13 protein-coding genes are annotated in these 20,041 nt (G+C 63.2%); 8 read left to right on the top strand and 5 right to left on the bottom strand.

The window, feature by feature from the left end; genetic code table 11:
- Positions 1 to 119: 119 nt before the first annotated feature.
- The 5 genes from ACYVL5_RS17480 to ACYVL5_RS17460 form a co-directional block, all read right to left on the bottom strand.
- Complete coding sequence (locus ACYVL5_RS17480; RefSeq protein WP_460596861.1) at positions 120 to 2,282, bottom strand: PAS domain S-box protein; 2,163 nt, start codon at positions 2,280 to 2,282, stop codon at positions 120 to 122.
- 345 nt (positions 2,283 to 2,627) lie between these two features.
- Positions 2,628 to 2,933 (bottom strand): hypothetical protein, encoded by a 306-nt coding sequence (locus ACYVL5_RS17475; RefSeq protein ID WP_460596860.1) that lies wholly within the window; start codon positions 2,931 to 2,933, stop codon positions 2,628 to 2,630.
- 18 nt (positions 2,934 to 2,951) lie between these two features.
- On the bottom strand, positions 2,952 to 3,143 hold the full coding sequence (locus tag ACYVL5_RS17470) for a ribbon-helix-helix protein, CopG family (RefSeq protein ID WP_460596859.1): 192 nt from the start codon (positions 3,141 to 3,143) through the stop codon (positions 2,952 to 2,954).
- A gap of 47 nt (positions 3,144 to 3,190) precedes the next feature.
- Entirely contained in the window at positions 3,191 to 5,530 is a 2,340-nt protein-coding gene (locus ACYVL5_RS17465; protein WP_460596858.1) for a hypothetical protein, read from the bottom strand.
- Between the two features lie 48 nt (positions 5,531 to 5,578).
- A complete protein-coding gene (locus ACYVL5_RS17460) occupies positions 5,579 to 6,904 on the bottom strand; it encodes an OmpP1/FadL family transporter (RefSeq protein ID WP_460596857.1) in 1,326 nt (441 codons plus the stop codon).
- Between the two features lie 591 nt (positions 6,905 to 7,495).
- Here ACYVL5_RS17460 and ACYVL5_RS17455 point away from each other — a divergent pair.
- The 8 genes from ACYVL5_RS17455 (at position 7,496) to ACYVL5_RS17420 (ending at position 19,923) form a co-directional block, all read left to right on the top strand.
- Positions 7,496 to 9,304: an AMP-dependent synthetase/ligase gene (locus ACYVL5_RS17455; RefSeq protein WP_460596856.1), complete on the top strand. Its 1,809-nt coding sequence runs from the start codon at positions 7,496 to 7,498 to the stop codon at positions 9,302 to 9,304.
- 35 nt (positions 9,305 to 9,339) lie between these two features.
- Positions 9,340 to 11,727, top strand: a complete 2,388-nt coding sequence (locus tag ACYVL5_RS17450) for a 3-hydroxyacyl-CoA dehydrogenase/enoyl-CoA hydratase family protein (RefSeq protein ID WP_460596855.1) — start codon at positions 9,340 to 9,342, stop codon at positions 11,725 to 11,727.
- A 236-nt stretch (positions 11,728 to 11,963) separates the two neighbouring features.
- Positions 11,964 to 13,136, top strand: a complete 1,173-nt coding sequence (locus ACYVL5_RS17445; protein ID WP_460596854.1) for a thiolase family protein — start codon at positions 11,964 to 11,966, stop codon at positions 13,134 to 13,136.
- Between the two features lie 175 nt (positions 13,137 to 13,311).
- The gene (locus ACYVL5_RS17440; RefSeq protein WP_460596853.1) at positions 13,312 to 15,084 is read left to right on the top strand and encodes an acyl-CoA dehydrogenase family protein; all 1,773 of its coding nucleotides are present in this window, start codon (positions 13,312 to 13,314) and stop codon (positions 15,082 to 15,084) included.
- Positions 15,085 to 15,269: 185 nt separating this feature from the next.
- Complete coding sequence (locus ACYVL5_RS17435) at positions 15,270 to 16,211, top strand: MBL fold metallo-hydrolase (RefSeq protein WP_460596852.1); 942 nt, start codon at positions 15,270 to 15,272, stop codon at positions 16,209 to 16,211.
- Between the two features lie 16 nt (positions 16,212 to 16,227).
- A complete protein-coding gene (locus tag ACYVL5_RS17430; protein ID WP_460596851.1) occupies positions 16,228 to 18,228 on the top strand; it encodes an oxidoreductase in 2,001 nt (666 codons plus the stop codon).
- Positions 18,229 to 18,404: 176 nt separating this feature from the next.
- Positions 18,405 to 18,956: a chalcone isomerase family protein gene (locus ACYVL5_RS17425; RefSeq protein WP_460596850.1), complete on the top strand. Its 552-nt coding sequence runs from the start codon at positions 18,405 to 18,407 to the stop codon at positions 18,954 to 18,956.
- Between the two features lie 16 nt (positions 18,957 to 18,972).
- On the top strand, positions 18,973 to 19,923 hold the full coding sequence (locus ACYVL5_RS17420) for an alpha/beta hydrolase family protein (RefSeq protein ID WP_460596849.1): 951 nt from the start codon (positions 18,973 to 18,975) through the stop codon (positions 19,921 to 19,923).
- Positions 19,924 to 20,041 lie beyond the last annotated feature (118 nt).

Genomic DNA, 20,041 nt, shown 5'->3' with positions numbered 1-20,041 from the left:
ACCCGAGCAGCCATCATAATCTGTCAGCTTCCGATCAATAACTCGCCCTTGTACCGGCTGATCGTGGACGACCATAGCATAGTGCCGAAATTGTTTCAACGGTTGTTAATCAAAGAGGGTTACGGCTTCGGAATCTCGTTGAGAATATCGAAGGGGGAGATATCGTCTTGGTCGGGACCGGAGCCTTGCCGGGGGGAGGCGGTGGTCACCGGACGGCGGCCGGACGGAACCGGGGCCACTGCATCTGCAGAGGGCACCGGGGGCGCTGCAGATGCGGACGGCACGGCGGCCACTGCATCTGCGGAGGTGGCGCCATAGGGCCTGCTGCTGCGGGATGATTTCCGGCGCTGCTTCTGCTCGTACATGATCTCGTCGCCGCGGGCCATCAGGTCCGTGAGTGAGCAGGGGACCGCGGGGTCGTAGATGGCCATGCCGAAGCTGATGGAGAGCGGATAGGGCCTTCCCGCTTCCTGGTTGTGCAGATCGAGGCAGTCGGCCAGCCTCGCCAGCAGCAAGTCGCCGTCCTCCTTTCCGCTGAGGACCGCCAGCCCGACGAACTCGTCCCCTCCGAGCCGCGCCACGATATCGCTTTCCCTGAAGGAGCGCCGGATGATGCCGGCCATGTCGGCCAGGGCGCGGTCCCCTTCCTTGTGACCGAGGGTGTCGTTGATCCACTTCATCCCGTCCATGTCGGCGTAGATGAGCGCCACGAACTGCCGCTTGCGTTCGACCGTCTTCATCTGCTGTTCCGCCAGGGTGACGAATCCGCGGCGGTTATTGAGTCCGGTCAGCTCGTCTTTGAGCGACAGGTCGCGCAGCCTCGCCTCCGCCAGTTTCCTTTCCGAGATGTCCCGCAGGATACCCTCCACCCCGATGGCCCGCCCCCCGGCGTCGAAGAGAATGCGCGCGTTGAGCGACGCGTCGACTATCCGCCCATCCTTTCTCCTCAGCTTGGTCTCGTAGTCGTTCAACTCCCCCTGCGCCTTCAGGCGCTTGAGCATCTCCAGCCGGTCGCCGGCGTCGGCATAGAAGGTCGTGACAGCCTTGCCGAGCACCTCTTCCTGCGTATAGCCGCCCATGGGGAGGATCGAGGGGGTGATCTCGGTGATGAGGCCGTTCATGTCGGTGCGGTAGTAGAGGTCCTGGAACGACTCGAAGATGGAGCGGTACTTCTCCTCGCTGATCCGGAGCGCCTCCTCGGTACGTTTGCGGGCGGAGATGTTGCGGGAGACGCCCATGAAACCGAGGAAGATGCCGGCGTCGTTGTAGATGGCGGTAAAGGTGACGTCGAACCAGGCGGTCGAGCCGTCTTTCCTGGTCTTTTCGATTTCCAGGCGGGTGCCGGTGATCCGCTCGCCGGCGGTAATCTCGGCGATGGCGTCGTTGAGCCTGGGGCGGACGGAGGGGAGCGATGCCGGGGAGAGGAGTTGGTCGAAGGTGAAGCCCAGCACCTCCTCGCGGGAATAGCCAAGCTGGCGCTCGACCGAGGGGCTCACGTAGGTGAATTTGCCGTCGAGGTCCATGGTCCAGATGAGGTCGTTGGCGTTCTCGGCGAGCAAACGGAACTCCTCCTCGCTGTCGCGCAGAGCGCTTTCGGTGGCCAGCCGGGCCAGCTCCTCGTGGCGCATGTGGGAGAAGCCGGCGGCCATCATGGCGAGCCCGATCAGCCAGATGGAGCCGATCCAGAAGAGGACCTCGTGGCGGTGGTGGTTTTCGGCGGAGAACAGCTGCCGCAGGGGGACGAGCACGGTGATGCCGCCGCGGACGTCGCCGTTGGCTGTGGCGGTGGCTGTTTCGCGGTGGCAGCCGCGGCAGGTTTCGTCCTCGAGGAGAGGGCGGATCAGCCGCAGGTAGGAGATGCCGTTCAGTTCGATGCGGTCGCTCGCCTCGGTTTCCCCTTGGGCGAAGCGCCTGAGGGCGGCCGCTTCCCATTGGTCCGGGGCATGGGGAGCTGTTCCACCCAGGGAGGTCAGGTGGGTGACGACATCCGTCTCTTCCGGGGGGGGAGTGGTTGCCACCGCTTTTCCAGGGAGGGGAGGGGAGGAGCGGTGGGCGAGGAGTTTGGTGGCGAAGGCGGTGCGGGCCTTTTGGAGGGCGAGATCGTTTAGGTGGCCGTGGAGCTCGCGCATGCTCCAGAGGTCGAAGGTACCGACGATGAGGCTCCAGAAGAGGGCGCAGATGACCCCGTAGCGGAAAAGGGGGAGCATTCCTTGGGAGGGAGACAGGGGACGCACTTTCGGGTGATGGTCGGATAGGACAGCGAAGGGACGAAGATGCTTCATGACTTTTCCTCGCTTACACAGTGGAGCGCCGGATATCTCATATATCGGCGCATAGGAAAATTAATGAAGCAGAAAAGGGGTGCCACGGAGAGAGTCTGTGAACTTCGGAGAGAACCTATGTCACGGAGAACTTCTGAGAACTTCGGAGAAAAGCAATGCTAAGGAGAAATAGGAAAAACTTGGAGAAAAAATTTTTCGGGGGAAAATCCGAACCTAGAAAATCCTTGTTCCTACAAGTAAAAACCGAGACCCCGATCTTCTCGGTGTCCCGGTATCTCAGTCTTCTCCGACTCTCCCAGGCTCTCTGTGCCGAGCCTTTCTCCACCTTTCTCCGTGTCTCCTTGGCTATTTGCCGAAGGCCTGCAGGAACTGCTGCAGCAGTTGCGGGGCGTTGGACTTTATCTTGCCGCCCATGAAATCCATGATCCCGGGACGGTACCCCTGGAACCAGATTTTATCCAGCATCTCCTTGCTGGTCTTGCAGACGCAGTCGGCCTCGCCGGCCGGCTTGCCTTCGGCTACGGTGCACCCCTCGGCGTTGAGGGTGAGGGTCTTCTTCACGTCCTCGTCGATGGAGAAATAAAAGACGGTCGGGACGGTGAATACTTCCTTCTGGTAGCTCTGCTCGAGGTTGTTGAATATGTCTGACATGCGGCTCTCCTTTCCTATTTAGTTGGTTCTCTCTGTGACCCTTTCCCCCCGGCCGTCGGTACCCTTGAGAAAGAGTGAAAGCGCGTTGCGCAGAAATTCGGAGGTGCTCTGGTTGCTCTCCTCTCTCAGGTTCTTCAGCATCGACAACTCCTGGTCGCTGATGCGAAGGGAAATCACGTTATGCCGTGCGGTGGTGACTATTTTCCTCATCGTTTCCCTCGTTGCGGCGGGGCCGAAGCCCCGCCGCTTGGTGGTTCTCAATGTGCCAGTATCTTGATCGTTCTCGGGAACGCTATCTCCCGGGCCGCTACCGGGATGGTCGCCCCGGCGGATACTCCGCCTGCGGTGGTGGGATCGACCACGGCACCCTCCAGCAGGTAGTGCGCCATCTGAAGCTGGGCCAGCGCGGTGTTGGCAGGCGTGCTGTTGTCGATCAGGAATCCATGGCCGATGCCGGTCTGGTCGAACTGGAAGTACCCTTCGGAGGGGGTGCTCCCGGCCGCCGTCACCGCCCGGGCCGCCTGCTTCTTCGGTACCACCTGCCCGCCCGCGATGGTGTACATGAACGGGGCCGGCACCCTCCCCGACAGGTAGGCCAGCTGGTCGAAGCCGGGAGCTACCGTCGCACCGGCGGCGCCGAGGACTCCCCTGCCACCGAGGGCGTTACCCAGGTAGCGCGTGCTGTTGTTGGGAATCACCTGGTCACCTACAGCCTCCTGCATCACGACCCTCCCCGACAGCCGCGAGGGGAGCCCGCTGGCCAAGGGAGTGGTGACGCTGGCCGGGTCGGCCGGATCGACGACGGTCTGGGTCAGCAGGAAGAATTGATTGTAGGTCGGGGTGCCGACGTTGATTCCCACGCTGGCAAGCCCCGCATTGATGCTGCCGGAGAAGGCCGGGCTCTCTTTGATGAGGTAGGCCAACCGGCCGCCCGGGACGCTCAGGAACCCTTTCATGTCGTTGTTGAGGGTCGCCTGGGTGTACGGGGGAACCGAGGTGGAAAGGGTGGTGTTCCCGGCCAGGTAGTAGGTCCCCACGATGGAGCCGAGGCTCAGGCCGACGTAGCTGATCTCGGTCGGCGGTGCGGCGGCGACCCCTGCCGCCACCAGGGCGCCGGTCCGGAGTGAGATTTCGAGACGGTCCAGGTTGAAGGCGGCCTGCTGGATGTTGGAACGGGTGGCCAGCGGCGCTCCCACCGCCATGAAGTCCTGCCCCCAGAGGGCGGGGTTGCTGTGCCCGGGTACCGCCAGCGCCCCGTGCAGCGGAAGGTCGATGGCGACCACCGCGTAGCCCGCCCCGGTCAGGGTCTGGGCCACCGTCAGCACCTGCTCCTTCTGCCCGGTGATCCCGTGCTGGAAGATGACCAGCTTCCCGTTAGGGGCGGCGGGGGCCAGGTAGATGAACGGAATGGTGCGTGGAACATGGTAGTAGCCGACGAGATTCGCCCCGCTACGGTACGGCTGCACCACGCCGGCCGCCGGGTTGTCGGCGCCGGTCACGCCGGTCAGATCCATGGTGCCGGAGTTGGCGGCGACCACCACGGGATCCATCGAGAGATCGGCGCTGTTGATGCTGCCGATGGTGACGCTCGCGAGGCCTGCCGGCGGGGTGCCGGGAGCGCCGGCGCCGGTCCAGTAGGTGGCAGCCGGGATGGTCTGAGTGTTGGTGACCCCGTTGACCCAGGTCTTGCCGGGAAGCCCCCCGGGGAGGTTGGTCCCGGCCGCGAAGGCGCGCAGGGCGCTCTCCACCGGCATCACGGTGGCCGGTTGCGTTGCGTCCGGTGCCACGTACCCTGCTGCGGTCGTTATGAAGCGTCCCATGAGGGCGATGTCGGCACGGTTCGCGATGCCGGTGGTGGCCGAGGCGGTGATCAGGTCGTTCATCACCTTGGCATAGCCGGAGAGCTGGATGTTGGTGCCGCTCATGGCATTGGCGCGGATCGGCTCCAGGGCCGCGAGCGGGCCGACCAGCGGAATGGTGGATTTCAGCGCATCGAAATAGGTGGAGCTCATCACCGGCTTGCCGGTCGCCGCATCCTTCACCCCGCTGGTGACCACGTAGAGGTAGCGGGCGGCCGGCTGCAGCGGGAAGTTTGGGAACAGGAAGACCTCGGTACTGCCCGCCGCGTACTGGTAGGTGAACATCCCCGAGACGTCGGTGAAGGTGAGCGGGTTGTTCTCGGTGGCGAGCGGGCTCGCGCTGTCGCCGGTCACCTGGAAGACCTTGATGGTGGCAGCGGTCACCGAGGCGGCATCGAGAGGCTGGCCGAAACGGATGTAGATCGGTGCGTTGAGGCCCGATACCGCGTTGGTGCCGCCGACCTCCTTGAGGTTCACATAGGCCAGGGCCTCCAACGGATTCATCGGGGTATTGGCCGGACGCGCGCCGGTCGCCCCGGTCAGGGGATTGGTGTAGCTCGTCAGCGGATTGGCCGCCATCGCGGTCGCCAGGACGTTGGGGAGCGGAACGGTGCTGGTGGTGGGATCGAACAGCGCCTGGTTGGTGCTGAGGGCGCCGGACTGCTGATGGTCTTCGCTGCTGCACGCTATCGCCAACAGGAACCCGAGAATTACAAGAAAACGTGTCACGAGTTTCATGGTCGTACCTCACTCATAGCAGGGGAGGGGGCTCGTCGCCCGGCTCACCTAGAATTTGATGGTGACGCTGGCGCCGAAGAGATGCGCGTCGCTCTTGAAGGTCCCGTTCTCGCCGGTCAAGCTGGCGGCATCCTGGTTGGCGACCGTGCGATTGAGCCAGTGAACCCACATGTAGGCGAGGTCCAGGGTGGCGTAGTCGTTATGAAGCCCCATACCGATGGAGACGTTGTGACGGTCGGCATCGGGGAGCATCGGCCCCAGCGAGGAGGAGGGAATCGGATTGGTGTCGTAGGCGTAGCCGGCCCTCAAGTCCACGTTCTTGTTGTAGGAGTACTGGCCGCCCAGCCGGTAGCACCAGGCATCCTTCCACTTGGTCTCGATCGGCTGGTCGTTGAAGTTGTTGAACTGGGTGTTGTTGAAGGAGAAGAGGAGCTTGTCGATCGAGCTCCAGCCGGTGCGGTCGGCGTCGAATTCGACCACCCAGCTGTCGTTGGGGTGCCAGGCCACGCCGAGGTTCAGGTCGTCCGGCAGCGTGATGTCCGAGGTGAATTTCGAGGTGGCGCGGATCCTCGAGTTGTAGGAGTTGAAGTTCGCCGTCTGGCCGATGGCGGCGGCGCCGGCCTGGGTGGTGGCAAGGAAGTTGGAGGCCCCGTCGACGTGGAGGGTGACCTCGCTGCGGTAGGAGGCGCCGAAGGAGAGCTCCTTGATCGGCTTCCACATGAGGCCGAAGTTGTAGCCGAAGTCGGTCGCGGTGCCGTCGAGCCCCATGATCCCGAGTTCGGCCGGGGTGCCGGGGTTGGTCGGGTCGGGGACGTACACCGAGCGGGACAGGGTGACGATGGCGTGGGTGACGTCGAGGCCGGCGGCTACCGCCAGGTTCCAGTCCTCAAATAGGTAGGCGACGGTCGGCTGGAAGTTGACCGGCTTGACCGCGATGTTCTGGACCTGGTTTCTGAAGGCGCTCGAGTCGTCCCAGCTTTTGGCCAAGGGATAGATGGAATTGATCCCGAGGCCGAAGGTGAGAGGTACCCGTTCGAGGCTGTAGGTGGCATAGAGGCTTGGGGCGATAAAGAGGTCTTTCTTGGCCTCCTCTTCCACCGGGGTGGAGCCGGAGAGGGCGGTGGTCCCGCTGAACTTGGTCTCCGGCACCGAGATCAGCAGGGAACCCATGTTCACCTGGGCCCCCTTGAGGTAGGCGATCCCGGCGGGGTTGTAGTAGAGGGCCGTCGGATCGTCCGCCTGGGCGACGAAGGCGTTGGCCATACCCATCGCCTTGGCTCCCTGCTCATTGATCTTCAGCCCCGCGGCCTGGGCCATCCCCGCCGTCGCGAGCATGGTCGCCCCGACGGCGCAACATACGAGCTTCTTTCCCATGTTCCTCTCCTTTCGCGGCCCGCTGCCGGGCCGCTGCTGCCTGCATCCTTCCGATGCCGATCCCTGCAATTTCATCGCTTCTACGCTTGGTTACCGGAGCTTTTCCCCCGCCTTCGCCCTCCTCCTCACCGCTAACGGGCAGGGGGAGTGGATGGCTGTTTCGAGGGATGTTTACTCTAACAATAAAACGTTATTTTGGTAATCGTGTTTAAATCACCTTGACGTTTATGTCAAGAATAAAAAATCCACGCCGGGAAAAATATTATCCGCTTTGCCGCGTCCCTTCACCGGCCACGCCCCGGATCAGGCTGGTATTTCGTAATTTCGTGAAAATATAAACGCTTTACCCGATTTGGCAAGTCGGAACCTGCGGTCGGCGGTTCATCGCCTACTATTTATATGGAGGAGAGGAAAACAAATGCCGATGAGGGAGGGCAGGGGAGCTCGCGGAAAGAAGCCTGGAAGATTTACGGCCTTTAATTTTGGACCCGTTTTGGCATGATCGAAAAAATAGAAAAGAATTATACTTGACATGAGCGTTAAGGTCATATACTGTTCGCTCAAGCTAAGTCACGCCGAAGGAGGCAAGCGATGGATATATCCTTCAAATCGATTCCCGACATGCTTCGTCGAAACGCCGCCAGGTTCGACGGGCAGCTCGCGCTCAAGTACCGGAAGCAGGGGAGATTCGTCACCCTGAGCTATGCCGAGTACTACGACCGCGCGCTGATGGCCGCCCGCGGCCTGAAGAAGATGAACGTACGCGCCGGGGACCGGGTCGCCATCCTTTCCGAGAACCGGGCCGGCTGGGTGATCGCCGACATGGGGATCCTGGCCGCCGGCGCGATCACCGTGCCGATCTACCCGACCAACACGCCGGAACAGATCGAGTACATGCTCAACCACTGCGGCGCCCGCATCGTCTTCGTCTCCAGCCGCTTCCAGTACTACAAGCTTCTCAAGGTGAGGGAGTCGATACCCGGTGTGGAGCTGGTGGTTTCCTTCGAGCGCTTCCTGGGCGACAGCGCGCTGCCGGTCTGCACCTTCTACCAGCTCTCCGAGGTCGACCATCCCATCACCGACGAAGAGAGGCGCGAGCTCGAGTGCGGGATCGACTGCCTGGGGCCGGACGACATCCTGACCCTCATCTACACCTCCGGCACCACCGGGGTACCCAAGGGGGTCATGCTCTCCCACCGGAACATCCTGACCAACACCCAGTACCTGACCGAGCAAAGCGGCGCGGTGGGGGGCAACGACGTCCTGTTGAGCTTTCTCCCCTTAAGCCACGTCCTGGAGCGCTCCGCCGGCTACTACACCGCCATCAGGAACGGCGCCCTCATGGTCTTCGCCGACAGCATCGAGAAGATCCCGGAGAACATGATGGAGGTGAACCCGACCGTCATGGTGAGCGTGCCGAGGCTCTTCGAGAAGATCTACCACCGTATCTTCGAGAACGTGCACCAGATGCCGGTCGTGAAAAGGACCCTCTTTCACTGGGGGATCGAGGTCGGCAAACAGTACGTCGAGGCGAAGTTCGTCAAGAAAGAGCCTTCAGCCCTCCTCGCCTTCAAGTACGGGCTGGCCGACCGGCTCATCTTCAGCAAGATCAGGTCCCGGTTCGGCGGCCGGATGAAGCTCTGCTGCTGCGGCGGGGCGCCGCTCGACAAGACCATCAACGAATTCTTCTGGATCATCGGGATTCCCATCTTCGAAGGGTACGGCCTGACCGAGACCAGTCCGGCCATCTCCTTCAACAACTTCAGCCACGTCCGCTTCGGTTCGGTGGGGGTCCCGCTGCGGGACACCGAGGTGAGAATCGCCGAGGACGGGGAGATCCTGGTGCGCGGGCCGCAGATAATGGTCGGCTACTACAACGACCAGGAGGCGACCGCCACCGCGGTGGAGGACGGCTGGTTCAAGACCGGCGACATCGGGCACCTGGATGACGGCTTCCTCTACATCACCGACCGCAAGAAGGAGCTCATCATCACCGCGGGAGGGAAGAACATCGCCCCCCAGCCGATCGAGAACGAGCTGAAGCTCGACAAGTACGTCTCCTCGGCCTTCGTCTACGGCGACAGGAAGCCTTACCTGGTGGCGCTGGTGGTCCCCAACATGGAAAGGGTGCTGGAGTTCGCCAAGTCCAAACATATCGACTACGTGGACCTGGACGACCTGGTGATGCACTCCGCCGTCCACAAGCTCTTCGAACAGCGGCTCGCCGAGATCAACGGAAGGCTCGCCCGCTACGAAAGCATAAAGAAATTCGTCCTTTTGCCGCGGGACTTCTCGATCGACGGGGGCGAATTGACCGCCACTCTGAAGCTGCGGCGCAAGGTGATCTACGAGAAGTACAAACACAAAATTGAGGATCTCTACGCCGACCAGGGCGAATGAGAACAGGATTGGTCATAACTGACAGGAGGATTGCCATGAATCAGATCAACAAGGTGGCCGTGCTGGGGGCCGGGGTGATGGGCGCCACCATCGCCGCCCACCTGGCCAATGCAGGGATCCAGGTACTGCTTTTGGATATCGTGCCGAGGGAGCCCAACGAAGCCGAAGCGAAGGCGGGGCTAGGCCTTAACGACGCCGCGGTGAGAAACCGCATCGCCGCGGACGGGCTCGCCGGCCTCATGAAGATGAAGCCGGCCGCCTTCTTCCTTCCCGGCTACGCAGACTACATCGAGGTCGGGAACTTCGACGACGACATGGGGCGCCTCAAGGAGTGCGACTGGGTGGTCGAGGTGGTCATCGAGAACATGGCCATCAAGAAGAAGCTCTTCACCGAGAAGGTGGCCCCGAACCTCAAGCCCGGCGCCATCCTCTCCACCAACACGAGCGGCCTCTCCGTGAACGAAATGGCCGAGTGCCTCCCGGACGAGGTCAGGAAGAACTTCCTGGTGACCCACTTCTTCAATCCGCCGCGCTACATGCGCCTGATGGAGATCGTCTCCTGCCGCTACACCGATCCCGAGATCGCGGAAGCGATGGGGAACTTCCTCTCCACCCGGCTCGGCAAGGGGATCGTGACCGCCAAGGACACCCCGAACTTCATCGCCAACCGGATCGGCGTCTACGCCATCTGCAACTGCGTCAGGAACATGGTCTCCATGGGGATGACGGTGGAGGAGGTCGACGCCATCGCCGGGCCGGCCACCGCCAGGCCGAAGTCGGCCGCCTTCCGGACCGCCGACCTGGTCGGCATCGACACCTTGAAGCACGTGGCCGACAACTCCTACCAGCTTCTCCCGGGCGACGAGGAGCGTGAGATCTTCAACTTCCCCTCCTTCGTGGGGGAGATGGTCGGCAAGGGGCTCTTGGGGAACAAGAGCAGGCAGGGTTTCTTCAAGAAGGTCAAGGGGGAGAAGGGGCAGGAGTTCTTCTACTACGACTACACAACCGGCGAGTACAAGCCCGCCACCCGTCCCAAGTTCGCCTCGGTGGAGGCGGCCAAGGGGATCGACGATCCGGGCCAAAGGCTGAAGGCGCTCATCGAGTCCAAGGACAAGGCGGGCGAGTTCGCCTGGAAGAACCTGCGCGACACCCTGATCTACACCTTCAACCGGATCCCCGAGATCGCCGACGACGTGGTCAACATCGACAACGGCATGAAGTGGGGCTTCAACTGGGAGCTCGGCCCCTTCGAGATGCTGGACGCCATCGGGGTCTCCTACTTCGTGAACCGCGCCGAGAAGGACGGGGTGGCCGTCCCGGCGGCACTGAAGAACATCGAGCGCTTCTACCGCTTCGAAAACGGCAAGCGTCAGTACTTCTGCGTGACCGGGAATCAGTACCGCGAGGTGCCGGTCGCCCCGGGGCAGGTGAGCCTCTCCATCATCCGCAAGAACGGCGGCGTCGTGGAGAAGAACTCCGGCGCCTCGGTGCTCGATCTGGGCGACGGCGTCTTCTGCCTCGAATTCCACACCAAGATGAACGCCATCGGCGGCGAGATCCTCTCCATGGTGCACAAGGGGATCAAGCGGGCCGAGCAGGACGGCGTCGGTCTCGTGATCGCCAATGAAGGGACCATCTTCTCGGCGGGTGCGAACCTCATGCTGTTGGTGATGGCCATCGCGGAAGGGGCCTACGACGAGATCAACATGACCATCAACAACTTCCAGAAGGCGATGATGGCCATCAAGTACTCCAAGATCCCGGTGGTGGCGGCTCCCCACAACCTGGTCATGGGTGGCGGCTGCGAGACCTGCCTCCATGCCGACGCCATCATCCCCTACGCCGAGACCTACATGGGGCTCGTGGAGATCGGGGTGGGGCTCCTGCCGGGGGGCGGCGGGACCAAGGAGATGGCGATCCGTGCCATCAAGCTCGCCGAGGAGAACGACATCGACGCGACGCCGTTCATCTTCAAGAATTTCATGAACATCGCCATGGCCAAGGTATCCATGTCGGCGGCCGAGCTCGGCCCGATGGGCTTCCTCCGCCAGGGCGACGCCATCACCATGAACGTCGACCGCAGGATCCACGACGCGAAACTCAAGGCAATCTCGCTGGCCGCCAACTACCGCCCGGGTCGCCCGCTCGTGAACCTGAAGGCGCCGGGGCGCGGGGTGGCCGCCTCCATCAAGTCGCAGCTCTGGAACATGCAGCAGGGTGGCTTCATCTCCGAGTACGACCAGTTCCTGGCCGGCACCATCGCCGACGTCATCACCGGCGGCGACGTCCCGTCCGGCACCCTGATCACCGAGCAGTACCTGCTCGACCTGGAGCGCGAAGGGTTCCTGAAGCTCTGCGGCCAGAAGAAGACCCTGGAGCGCATCCAGCACATGCTGAAGAAAGGGAAGCCGCTTAGGAACTAAACAAGTTCTACGTTCTAGGTTCTACGTTCTAGGTTGTGAAGCAATTTGCCAAAAAACGGTACACCTTGAATGAGAATATGGAAGGTAGGGCACCGATAGAGTCCGCTATCGCAGTTAACGTAGAACATAGAACGGTAGGTCGCGTTGAGGAACGAAACGCGACGAGCTTTACAACAACCTGCGTCAACAAGGGAATGTCGCGTTTCGAATCTCAACGCGACCTACGGAGGATTACGATGAGAAAGGCATATATTTTAGCGGCTTACCGCACTCCCGCTTGCCGGGCTAAGAAAGGGAAACTGAAGGATGTCCGCCCCGATGACCTGGCGGCTGCGGCCATCAGGGGGCTTTTGGAGAGGACCGGGGTCGATCCCCTGCTGGTCGAGGACGTCATCATGGGGTGCGCGTTCCCGGAAGGGGAGCAGGGGATGAACTTCGCCCGCGTGGCGGCTCTTAAAGCCGGGGTGCCGGTCGAGGTCCCCGCCCAGACCGTCAATCGCTTCTGCTCCTCGGGGCTGCAGACCATCGCCAGCGCCGCCGAGCGCATCATGGCCGGCTTCGCGGACTGCATCATCGCCGGCGGCGCCGAGAGCATGACCATGATCCCGATGGGGGGCTCCAAGTACAGCGCCAACCCGGGGCTGATGGCCTCATGGCCGGAGTCCTTCGCCTCCATGGGGATCACCGCGGAGCTGGTGGCCGACCGCTACGAGATCAGCCGCGAGGATCAGGACGCCTTCGCCGCCCAAAGCCACGCCAAGGCGGCCGCCGCCATCGCGGCGGGTAAGTTCAAGGACGAGATCGTCCCGGTGCAGGCCGAAAGCTACGCGCTTTTGAAGGGGAAGATGCAGAAAAAGAGCGAGACGGTGGAGATCGACGACGGCGTCCGCGGCGACACCACCGCCGCCGGGCTCGCCAAGTTGAAGCCCGCCTTCAAGGCCAACGGTTCGGTGACCGCGGGGAACTCCTCGCAGATGACCGACGGCGCCGCCGCGGTGATGGTGGTCTCCGAGGAGTTCATCAAGCGCCTCGACAAGAAGCCCCTGGGCCGTTTCGTCGCCTTCGCGGTGAAAGGGGTGGCCCCGGAGGTCATGGGGATCGGCCCGGTGGCGGCCATTCCCGCCGCGCTGAAGCTGGCCGGGCTTTCTCTGGATGAGATCGGCCTCTTCGAGCTCAACGAGGCGTTCGCCGCCCAGTCGCTCGCCTGCGTGAGGGAACTCGGCATCGACCCGGCCAGGGTCAACGTCAACGGCGGCGCCATCGCGCTCGGACACCCGCTCGGCTGCACCGGCGCCAAGCTCACCGCCAGCATCCTCCACGAGATGCAGCGGAGCAAGACCCGCTACGGGATCGTCTCCATGTGCATCGGCGGCGGCATGGGCGCCGCCGGGATCTTCGAGCGAGTCTAGCAGCTTCACTACTCCCCCAATGCACGTTCCTCCCCCTTCAAGGGGGAGGACAGGTGGAGGATGGGGGTAGGCAGACGCGGAATCTACCCCATCCTCACCCTGACCCTCTCCTTGAAGGGGAGGGAACCTTACTCCGGGGGGAAGGGATCCTAACCAATCTTTACGAGGTGACATCATGGCAAGGTTATTCAAAGGCGCGGAATACCTGATCTCCCAGGCCCGCAAGGACGACATCTTCACCCCCGAGGACTTCACCGACGAACAGCGCCAGATCGGCGAGACCACCGAGCAGTTCGTTCTCAATGAGGTGCTCCCGCACCGCGAAAGGCTCGAGGAGAAGGACCTCCCGCTCAACGTGGAGCTGATGAAGAAGTGCGGCGAGCTCGGGCTTCTCATGATCGACGCCCCCGAGGAGTACGGCGGTCTCGAGCTCGACAAGGCCACCAGCATGCTGGCCGCCGAAAAGCTGGCCCCGGCCGGCTCCTTCTCGGTTACCTACTCGGCCCACACCGGGATCGGCACCCTGCCGCTCGTCTACTACGGCACCCCGGCGCAGAAGGAGAAGTACCTCGGGAAGATCATCTCCGGTGAATGGGTGGCCGCCTACTGCCTGACCGAGCCGGGCTCCGGCTCCGACGCCCTGGGCGCCGCGGCGACCGCCCGGCTCTCCGAGGACGGCAAGCACTACATCCTGAACGGGACCAAGCAGTTCATCACCAACGGCGGTATCGCCAACCTCTACACCGTCTTCGCCAAGATCGACAAGGAGCACTTCACCGGCTTCCTGGTCGAGCGCGACACCGAGGGGCTCTCGGTCGGTGCCGAGGAGCACAAGATGGGTGTCCGCGGCTCCTCCACCACCCAGATCATCCTGGAAGACGCCAAGGTCCCCGTGGAGAACCTCCTGGGCGAGATCGGCAAGGGGCACAAGATCGCCTTCAACGTCCTGAACGTCGGCCGCTTCAAGCTCGGTGCCGGTGTCACCGGCGCCGCCAAGCGGGCCATCACCGAAGGTATCCGTTACGCCAACGAGAGAAAGGCCTTCGGCGTACCCATCTCCAACTTCGGCGCCATCCAGGAGAAGATCGCCGACCAGAGCGCCGCCACCTTCGCCTCCGAGTCCGTCGTCTACCGTCTCGCCGGCCTGATCGACGACCGCCTGGCCACCATCCCGAAGGGGACCGACAACTACTACGAGGCGTACCAGGAGGGGATCGAGGAGTACTCCATCGAATGCGCCATCGCCAAGGTCTTCTGCTCCGAGGTCTTGGCCGACGTGGTCGACCAGGTGGTCCAGATCCACGGCGGCTACGGCTTCATCGCCGAGTACCCGGCCGAGAGTTTCTACCGTGACGAGCGGATCAACCGCATCTGGGAAGGGACCAACGAGATCAACCGCCTGCTGATCCCGGGCATCATCTTAAAGCGCGCCATGAAGGGCGAGATTCCGCTCCAGAAGGAAGCGATGAAGGCGTTTGAATCGCTCATGTCCCCCTCCTTCGAGGAGCTCGAGGACGTGCCGTTTGCCGCCGAGAAGGCGCTGGTGGCCGGTCTCAAGCAGGCCTTCCTGGTGCTGGCCGGTTCCGGCGTCCAGAAGTTCATGAACAACATCAAGGACGAGCAGGAGATCCTCATGGCGGTGGCCGACGTGGCCATCGGGATCTTCGCCATCGAAAGCACCGTCTTGCGCGCCGAGAAGATGCTGGCCACCGTGAGCGAGGCCAAGAGGCAGTCGGTCGAGTCGGCGGTGAAGATCTTCGCCTTCAACGCCTCCGAGAAGGCCGCCACCGCCGCCAAGCGGGCCGCCTACTACATCGAGTCCGGCGACAACCTGACCATGCTTTTGGCCGGCATCCGCCGCTTCACCAAGTACGACGCGAGCGGGCTCCTCCAGGCCAAGCGCCAGCTGGCCTCCGCCGCCATCGAGGCGGAGAAGCACGTGTTCTAGCAGACAAGCAATATCCTTCGCCCCTTCAGGGGAAGAGGGTCAGCAAATCCCTATCCCCTCGCCCTCCGGGAGAGGGTAGATTGAGTGAAGCCTCCGGCCACCCTCTCCCGGGGGGAGAGGGGATGATGATAGACGTACCGGGGCGGCGGCGCTGGCCGCCGCCCTCAGCGTGGAGTTCCAACCCTATGCGACAGCACACGGTAACCACACCCTACCTGGTCGGGGAAGTCCACTTCTACACCGCCGAAACCGAAGGTGGTCTCGCCCTTTTCGACACCGGTCCCCCCACCCGTGAAGGGGAGCTCGCCCTCTGCTCGTGCGTCGATCTGAGCCGCCTCAAGTACCTTTTCATCAGCCACTGCCACGTCGATCACTACGGCCTGGTCAACTTCATAATCGACAACAGCACCGCCGACGTTTACCTCCCCCGCAAGGACGCCATCAAGCTCGAGCGGCACGAGGAGCGCATCGCCGGCATCACCAGGCTCCTGCTCGACTGCGGCTTCTCCAAGCGGTTCGTGGTGGGGCTGAAGGAGTCCTACCAGAGGAATAAGGTCTTCCCGGACCGCCCGAGGGGATACCGGATCGTGGAGGATTCCCCGGAGCTGGGAGAGCTCGGCATCGAGTGGTTCGCCGCCCCCGGCCATTCCCAAAGCGACCTGGTATACCTGGCCGGTGGCTGCGCCGTGACGGGAGACCTCCTGCTGCGCAACATCTTCCAGGCGCCCCTTTTGGATATCGACCTCGACACCTTCGACGGCCGCTTCCGCAACTACGACGCCTACTGCGAATCGCTCCTGAAGCTCACCCGTTTGCGGGGAAAAACCATCATGCCGGGGCACCGCGACTCGGTGGACGGCGTCGACGAGGCCATCCTCTTCTACGTGACGACGCTCCTCGAACGCGCGACCAGGATTCGCCATTACCGCGGCTCTTCGGTGGCCGGGATCGTGGAATCGCTCTTCAAGGGCAAAGCCGTCGATCCTTTCCTCTTCTACCTCAAGGCCTCCGAGATCGTCTTCATGCTGGATTTCCTTGAGCAGCCGGAAATGCTCAAGTCGTCGCTTGAGCGGATCGGGCTCTTCGACCGCGTGGCCGAGCCGTTTTCGGCGGTGGCCGCCGGGTAGCCAAAGGGAGAAACACATGCACGACCCACTTTTTCAACCGATCACCATCAACCGCCTCGAGGTGAAGAACCGGATCTTCATGCCGGCCATGCACCTCAACATGGCAGCCAACTACGCGGTTGGGGACCGGCTGGTCGACTTCTACGCGGAACGCGCCCGCGGCGGGGCCGGGCTCATCACCGTCGGCTACGCCACCGTGGACGAGCACTCCGGCAACCCCGGCAACATCGGCGCCCACCGCGACGTCTACCTCCCCGGGCTCTCCAGGCTCGCCTCCGCCATCAAGGAGAACGGAGCCCGCTCCTCGGTGCAGCTGAACCACGCCGGCCGCTACAACCACTCCATGCTGATGGGGGGGAGGCAGCCGGTTGCCCCTTCCGCCATCGCTTCCCGGCTGACCCGCGAGACCCCGAAGGCGTTGGAGATCGACGAAATCGCCGCCATCGTGGAGAGCTTCGCCCAGGCGGCCCGGCGGGTGAAGGAGGCGGGCTTCGATGCGGTCGAGATCCTCTCCGGAACCGGCTACCTGATCAGCGAATTCCTCTCCCCCCTGACCAACAAGCGGACCGATGCCTATGGCGGCTCATTCGACAACCGCATCCGCTTCGGCCTGGAGGTAGTGGGGGCGGTCCGTAACGCGGTGGGGGAGGATTTCCCGCTCCTGGTGAGGATGAACGGCAACGAGTTCATGAAAGACGGCTCCAGCCGTGACGAGCTGGTCGAGTACGCCACGCGTCTGGCCGGGGCCGGGGTCGACGCCCTCTGCATCAACGTCGGCTGGCACGAGGCGCAGGTCCCCCAGATCGTCTCCGAGGTGCCGCGCGGCGTCTTCGCCTACCTGGCCCGCGGCGTCAAGGAGCGGGTCGATATCCCCGTCATCGCCAGCCATCGCATCAACGATCCTGCCGTGGCCCGGGAGCTTCTCGACGAGGGGTGCTGCGACATGGTGGCCATCGGCCGCGCCCTGATCGCCGATCCCTACTTCCCCGAAAAGGCCCGCCAGGGCCGCGAGGAGGAGATCGTCCACTGTGTCGCCTGCGGACAGGGATGCTTCGACAACCTCTTCAAGCTGCGGGCGGTGGAGTGCCTCTGCAACCCGAGGGCCGGGTACGAGAAGACCCGCCCGGTGGCCCCCGCGGAAAACCCTCGCAAGATCATGGTGATCGGCGGAGGCGCGGCCGGGATGACCGCCGCCCTTACCGCCGCCGAGCGGGGGCACCAGGTCACCCTCCACGAGCGAAGCGGCAGGCTGGGCGGTCAGCTCCTTCTGGCCGGGGCACCTCCCGGACGGGACGAATTCCTTGAGCTTGCCCGCGACCTGGACCACCAGGTGGCGCTCTCCGGCGTGACGGTCCGGCTCGGCTCCGAGGTCGATAGCGCCCTGCTTGATGCCGAGGCTCCCGACGCGGTGGTGCTTGCCTCCGGAGGTGAGCCGGTGCGTCCCCCCATACCGGGCGCATCGCTTCCCCATGTGACGCAGGCTTGGGATATCCTGAAGGGGAGGAGGGTACCCGGCAAGCGGGTGGTGGTCATCGGTGGCGGTGCAGTCGGCATAGAGACCGCACTGATGCTGGCGGAGCAGGGGACCCTCTCCGGCGACGCCTTGAAGTTCCTCCTCGTGCATGGTGCGGAGACCCCGGAATCCCTCTACGCCCTCGCCACCCGCGGGAGCAAGGAGGTCAACGTCATCGAGATGCTGGACGAGATGGGAACCAACTTCGGCAAGAGCACCCGCTGGGGGATGATGCAGGACGTGGAGAGGTTCGGCGTGAAGAGCAGGATGAAGGCGCGCGTGGTGGAGATCACCGCCGATTGCGTCAAGATCGAAATCGACGGAGCCGTCGAGGAGATCCCCGCCGATACCGTCGTACTGGCCGTCGGCACCCGCCGCCACGCCCTGCTGGTGGAGGTGTTGGAGGAAAAGGGAATCCGGTACGAAGTGGTCGGCGACGCAAAGAACCCCGCCATGGTCTTCGACGCCATCCACACCGGCTTCGCCGCCGGTCGCACCCTCTAACCCCATCCTCACCCCCGCCCTTTCCTTGAAGGAGAGGGAGTGCAGGCAAAGAAGGGGAGATGGAGAGAGGGGGAGAAGCGTGCGAGTGATCCCCTCGCCCCTTCAGGGGAGAGGGTGGCCGAAGGCCGGGTGAGGGAGGTTTTACAGATGACCGCAAACCACAAGGAGAAATCACGATGAGAATACTGCTTGCCCTGCTTATTACCCTATTGTTAGCCGGCACCGCACCTGCCAAGGAAATCGCCGGTGTCGCCATCGAGCCGACCGTCAACGTCGACCATCACCAGCTCAATCTCAACGGCAGCGGCATCCGGAAGAAGTTCTTCGTCAAGGTCTACATCGGCTCCCTCTATGCCACCAAAAAGCTCAACACCGCCGCCGAAGCCCTCCGCGATCCGGGCGACAAGCTGATCCGGATGAACTTCTTGTACCACAAAGTGGACAAGGAAAAGATCATCGAAGCCTTCCGCGAGGGATTCGCGAACAACTCGCCGGCCATTGCCAACTCCGTCGAGGTCAAGCGCTTCCTGGCCCTCTTCACCGACGACTTCGTGCGCGGCGACACCGTGGACATCTACCTCTCCGCCAGCGGGAAGGTGACGGTGAAGCACAACGGCAAGATGATGGGGAGCGTGTCGTCGCCTCAGCTCGGGCCGGCGGTCCTCGCCATCTACCTCGGGAACAAGCCCGCCGACGAGGATCTCAAGGCCGGGATGCTCGGCCGCTAATGGAGGCGAGAGGCTCATGGTCCGCCAGCCGCTGAAGATACCGCTTCCCACCGGGGACACCCTCCACCTCTTGAGGTTGTGCGGTAACCCGCGGGGACCGGTGGTGTTCATGCTGCACGGCGCCATCGAGAGCGGCCGGATCTTCTACTCCGACTCCGGCAAGGGGCTCGCCCCCTACCTGGCCTCTCACGGTTTCGACGTCTACGTCGCCGATCTCCGGGGGCGTGGTGAAAGCGCCCCCGCCATCGGGCGCGGTTCCCGGTTCGGCCAGACCGAGGCCATCGTCGAGGATATCCCGGCCCTGGTCGAGGCGATCGTGAAGCTGCGCGGCCCGGTTCCCCAGCAGTGGGTGGCGCACTCCTGGGGAGGAATCATCCTCTCCTCGGTACTGGCCCGCTTCCCGAGGTACCTGGAAACGGTGAACTCCCTGGTCTACTTCGGGAGCAAGAGAACGGTGAGGGCCCGGAACCTGGAGCGCCTGGTGAAGGTCGACCTGATCTGGAACGGGATTTGCCACCTGGTGACGGCGGTTGCGGGATATCTCCCGGCCCGGCGGCTCGGGATCGGATCGGAGAGCGAGACGAGGAAGTCTCACTGGCAGAGTTCGGAGTGGGTACGTAAGGACGCCTGGGTGGACTCCGACGACGGCTTCGACTACGGCACTGCGATCGGGAAGGTGAAGCTTCCCCCGGCCTGGTATCTGGCTGGGAAGAATGACCGCGCGCTGGGGCACCCGGAGGATGTCCGGAGGTTCATGGAGTCGGCGGGGCGGCAGCCCTCCTGCTACACGATCCTCGCCAAAGAAAACGGCTACCTGCATGACTATGGGCACATCGACATGCTTACGCATCCCGACGCGGTGCGGGACCATTTCCCGCAGGTGCTTGAGTGGCTAAGGCAGCATGCGGGGGGAAAGGCAGAATCGCCCTCACCCGGCCTCCGGCCACCCTTTCCCCTACCTGATTAGCGCCAATCTTCCGCTGGAAGACAAGCGCGACATATTACGTCGTAGGTGGTTCATATAATCACGGCACATTCCATCCGAGGAGGCTGCCGTGAAGAATCGTTTCCAGTTCCAGTCAGGC

The sequence above is a fragment of the Geomonas sp. Red276 genome (assembly GCF_054784495.1).
The sequence above is the reverse complement of the archived record's forward strand: the minus strand, read 5'-3'. Positions and strand labels throughout refer to the sequence as shown.

What these genes read in the sequence shown, in the direction of transcription:
- ACYVL5_RS17460 (WP_460596857.1), bottom strand. Translation starts at nt 6,904, where the DNA reads ATGGGAAAGAAGCTCGTATGTTGCGCCGTCGGGGCGACCATGCTCGCG.
- ACYVL5_RS17475 (WP_460596860.1), bottom strand. Translation starts at nt 2,933, where the DNA reads ATGTCAGACATATTCAACAACCTCGAGCAGAGCTACCAGAAGGAAGTA.
- ACYVL5_RS17430 (WP_460596851.1), top strand. Translation starts at nt 16,228, where the DNA reads ATGCACGACCCACTTTTTCAACCGATCACCATCAACCGCCTCGAGGTG.
- ACYVL5_RS17480 (WP_460596861.1), bottom strand. Translation starts at nt 2,282, where the DNA reads ATGAAGCATCTTCGTCCCTTCGCTGTCCTATCCGACCATCACCCGAAA.
- ACYVL5_RS17455 (WP_460596856.1), top strand. Translation starts at nt 7,496, where the DNA reads ATGGATATATCCTTCAAATCGATTCCCGACATGCTTCGTCGAAACGCC.
- ACYVL5_RS17445 (WP_460596854.1), top strand. Translation starts at nt 11,964, where the DNA reads ATGAGAAAGGCATATATTTTAGCGGCTTACCGCACTCCCGCTTGCCGG.
- ACYVL5_RS17470 (WP_460596859.1), bottom strand. Translation starts at nt 3,143, where the DNA reads ATGAGGAAAATAGTCACCACCGCACGGCATAACGTGATTTCCCTTCGC.
- ACYVL5_RS17435 (WP_460596852.1), top strand. Translation starts at nt 15,270, where the DNA reads ATGCGACAGCACACGGTAACCACACCCTACCTGGTCGGGGAAGTCCAC.
- ACYVL5_RS17450 (WP_460596855.1), top strand. Translation starts at nt 9,340, where the DNA reads ATGAATCAGATCAACAAGGTGGCCGTGCTGGGGGCCGGGGTGATGGGC.
- ACYVL5_RS17425 (WP_460596850.1), top strand. Translation starts at nt 18,405, where the DNA reads ATGAGAATACTGCTTGCCCTGCTTATTACCCTATTGTTAGCCGGCACC.
- ACYVL5_RS17420 (WP_460596849.1), top strand. Translation starts at nt 18,973, where the DNA reads ATGGTCCGCCAGCCGCTGAAGATACCGCTTCCCACCGGGGACACCCTC.
- ACYVL5_RS17440 (WP_460596853.1), top strand. Translation starts at nt 13,312, where the DNA reads ATGGCAAGGTTATTCAAAGGCGCGGAATACCTGATCTCCCAGGCCCGC.
- ACYVL5_RS17465 (WP_460596858.1), bottom strand. Translation starts at nt 5,530, where the DNA reads ATGAAACTCGTGACACGTTTTCTTGTAATTCTCGGGTTCCTGTTGGCG.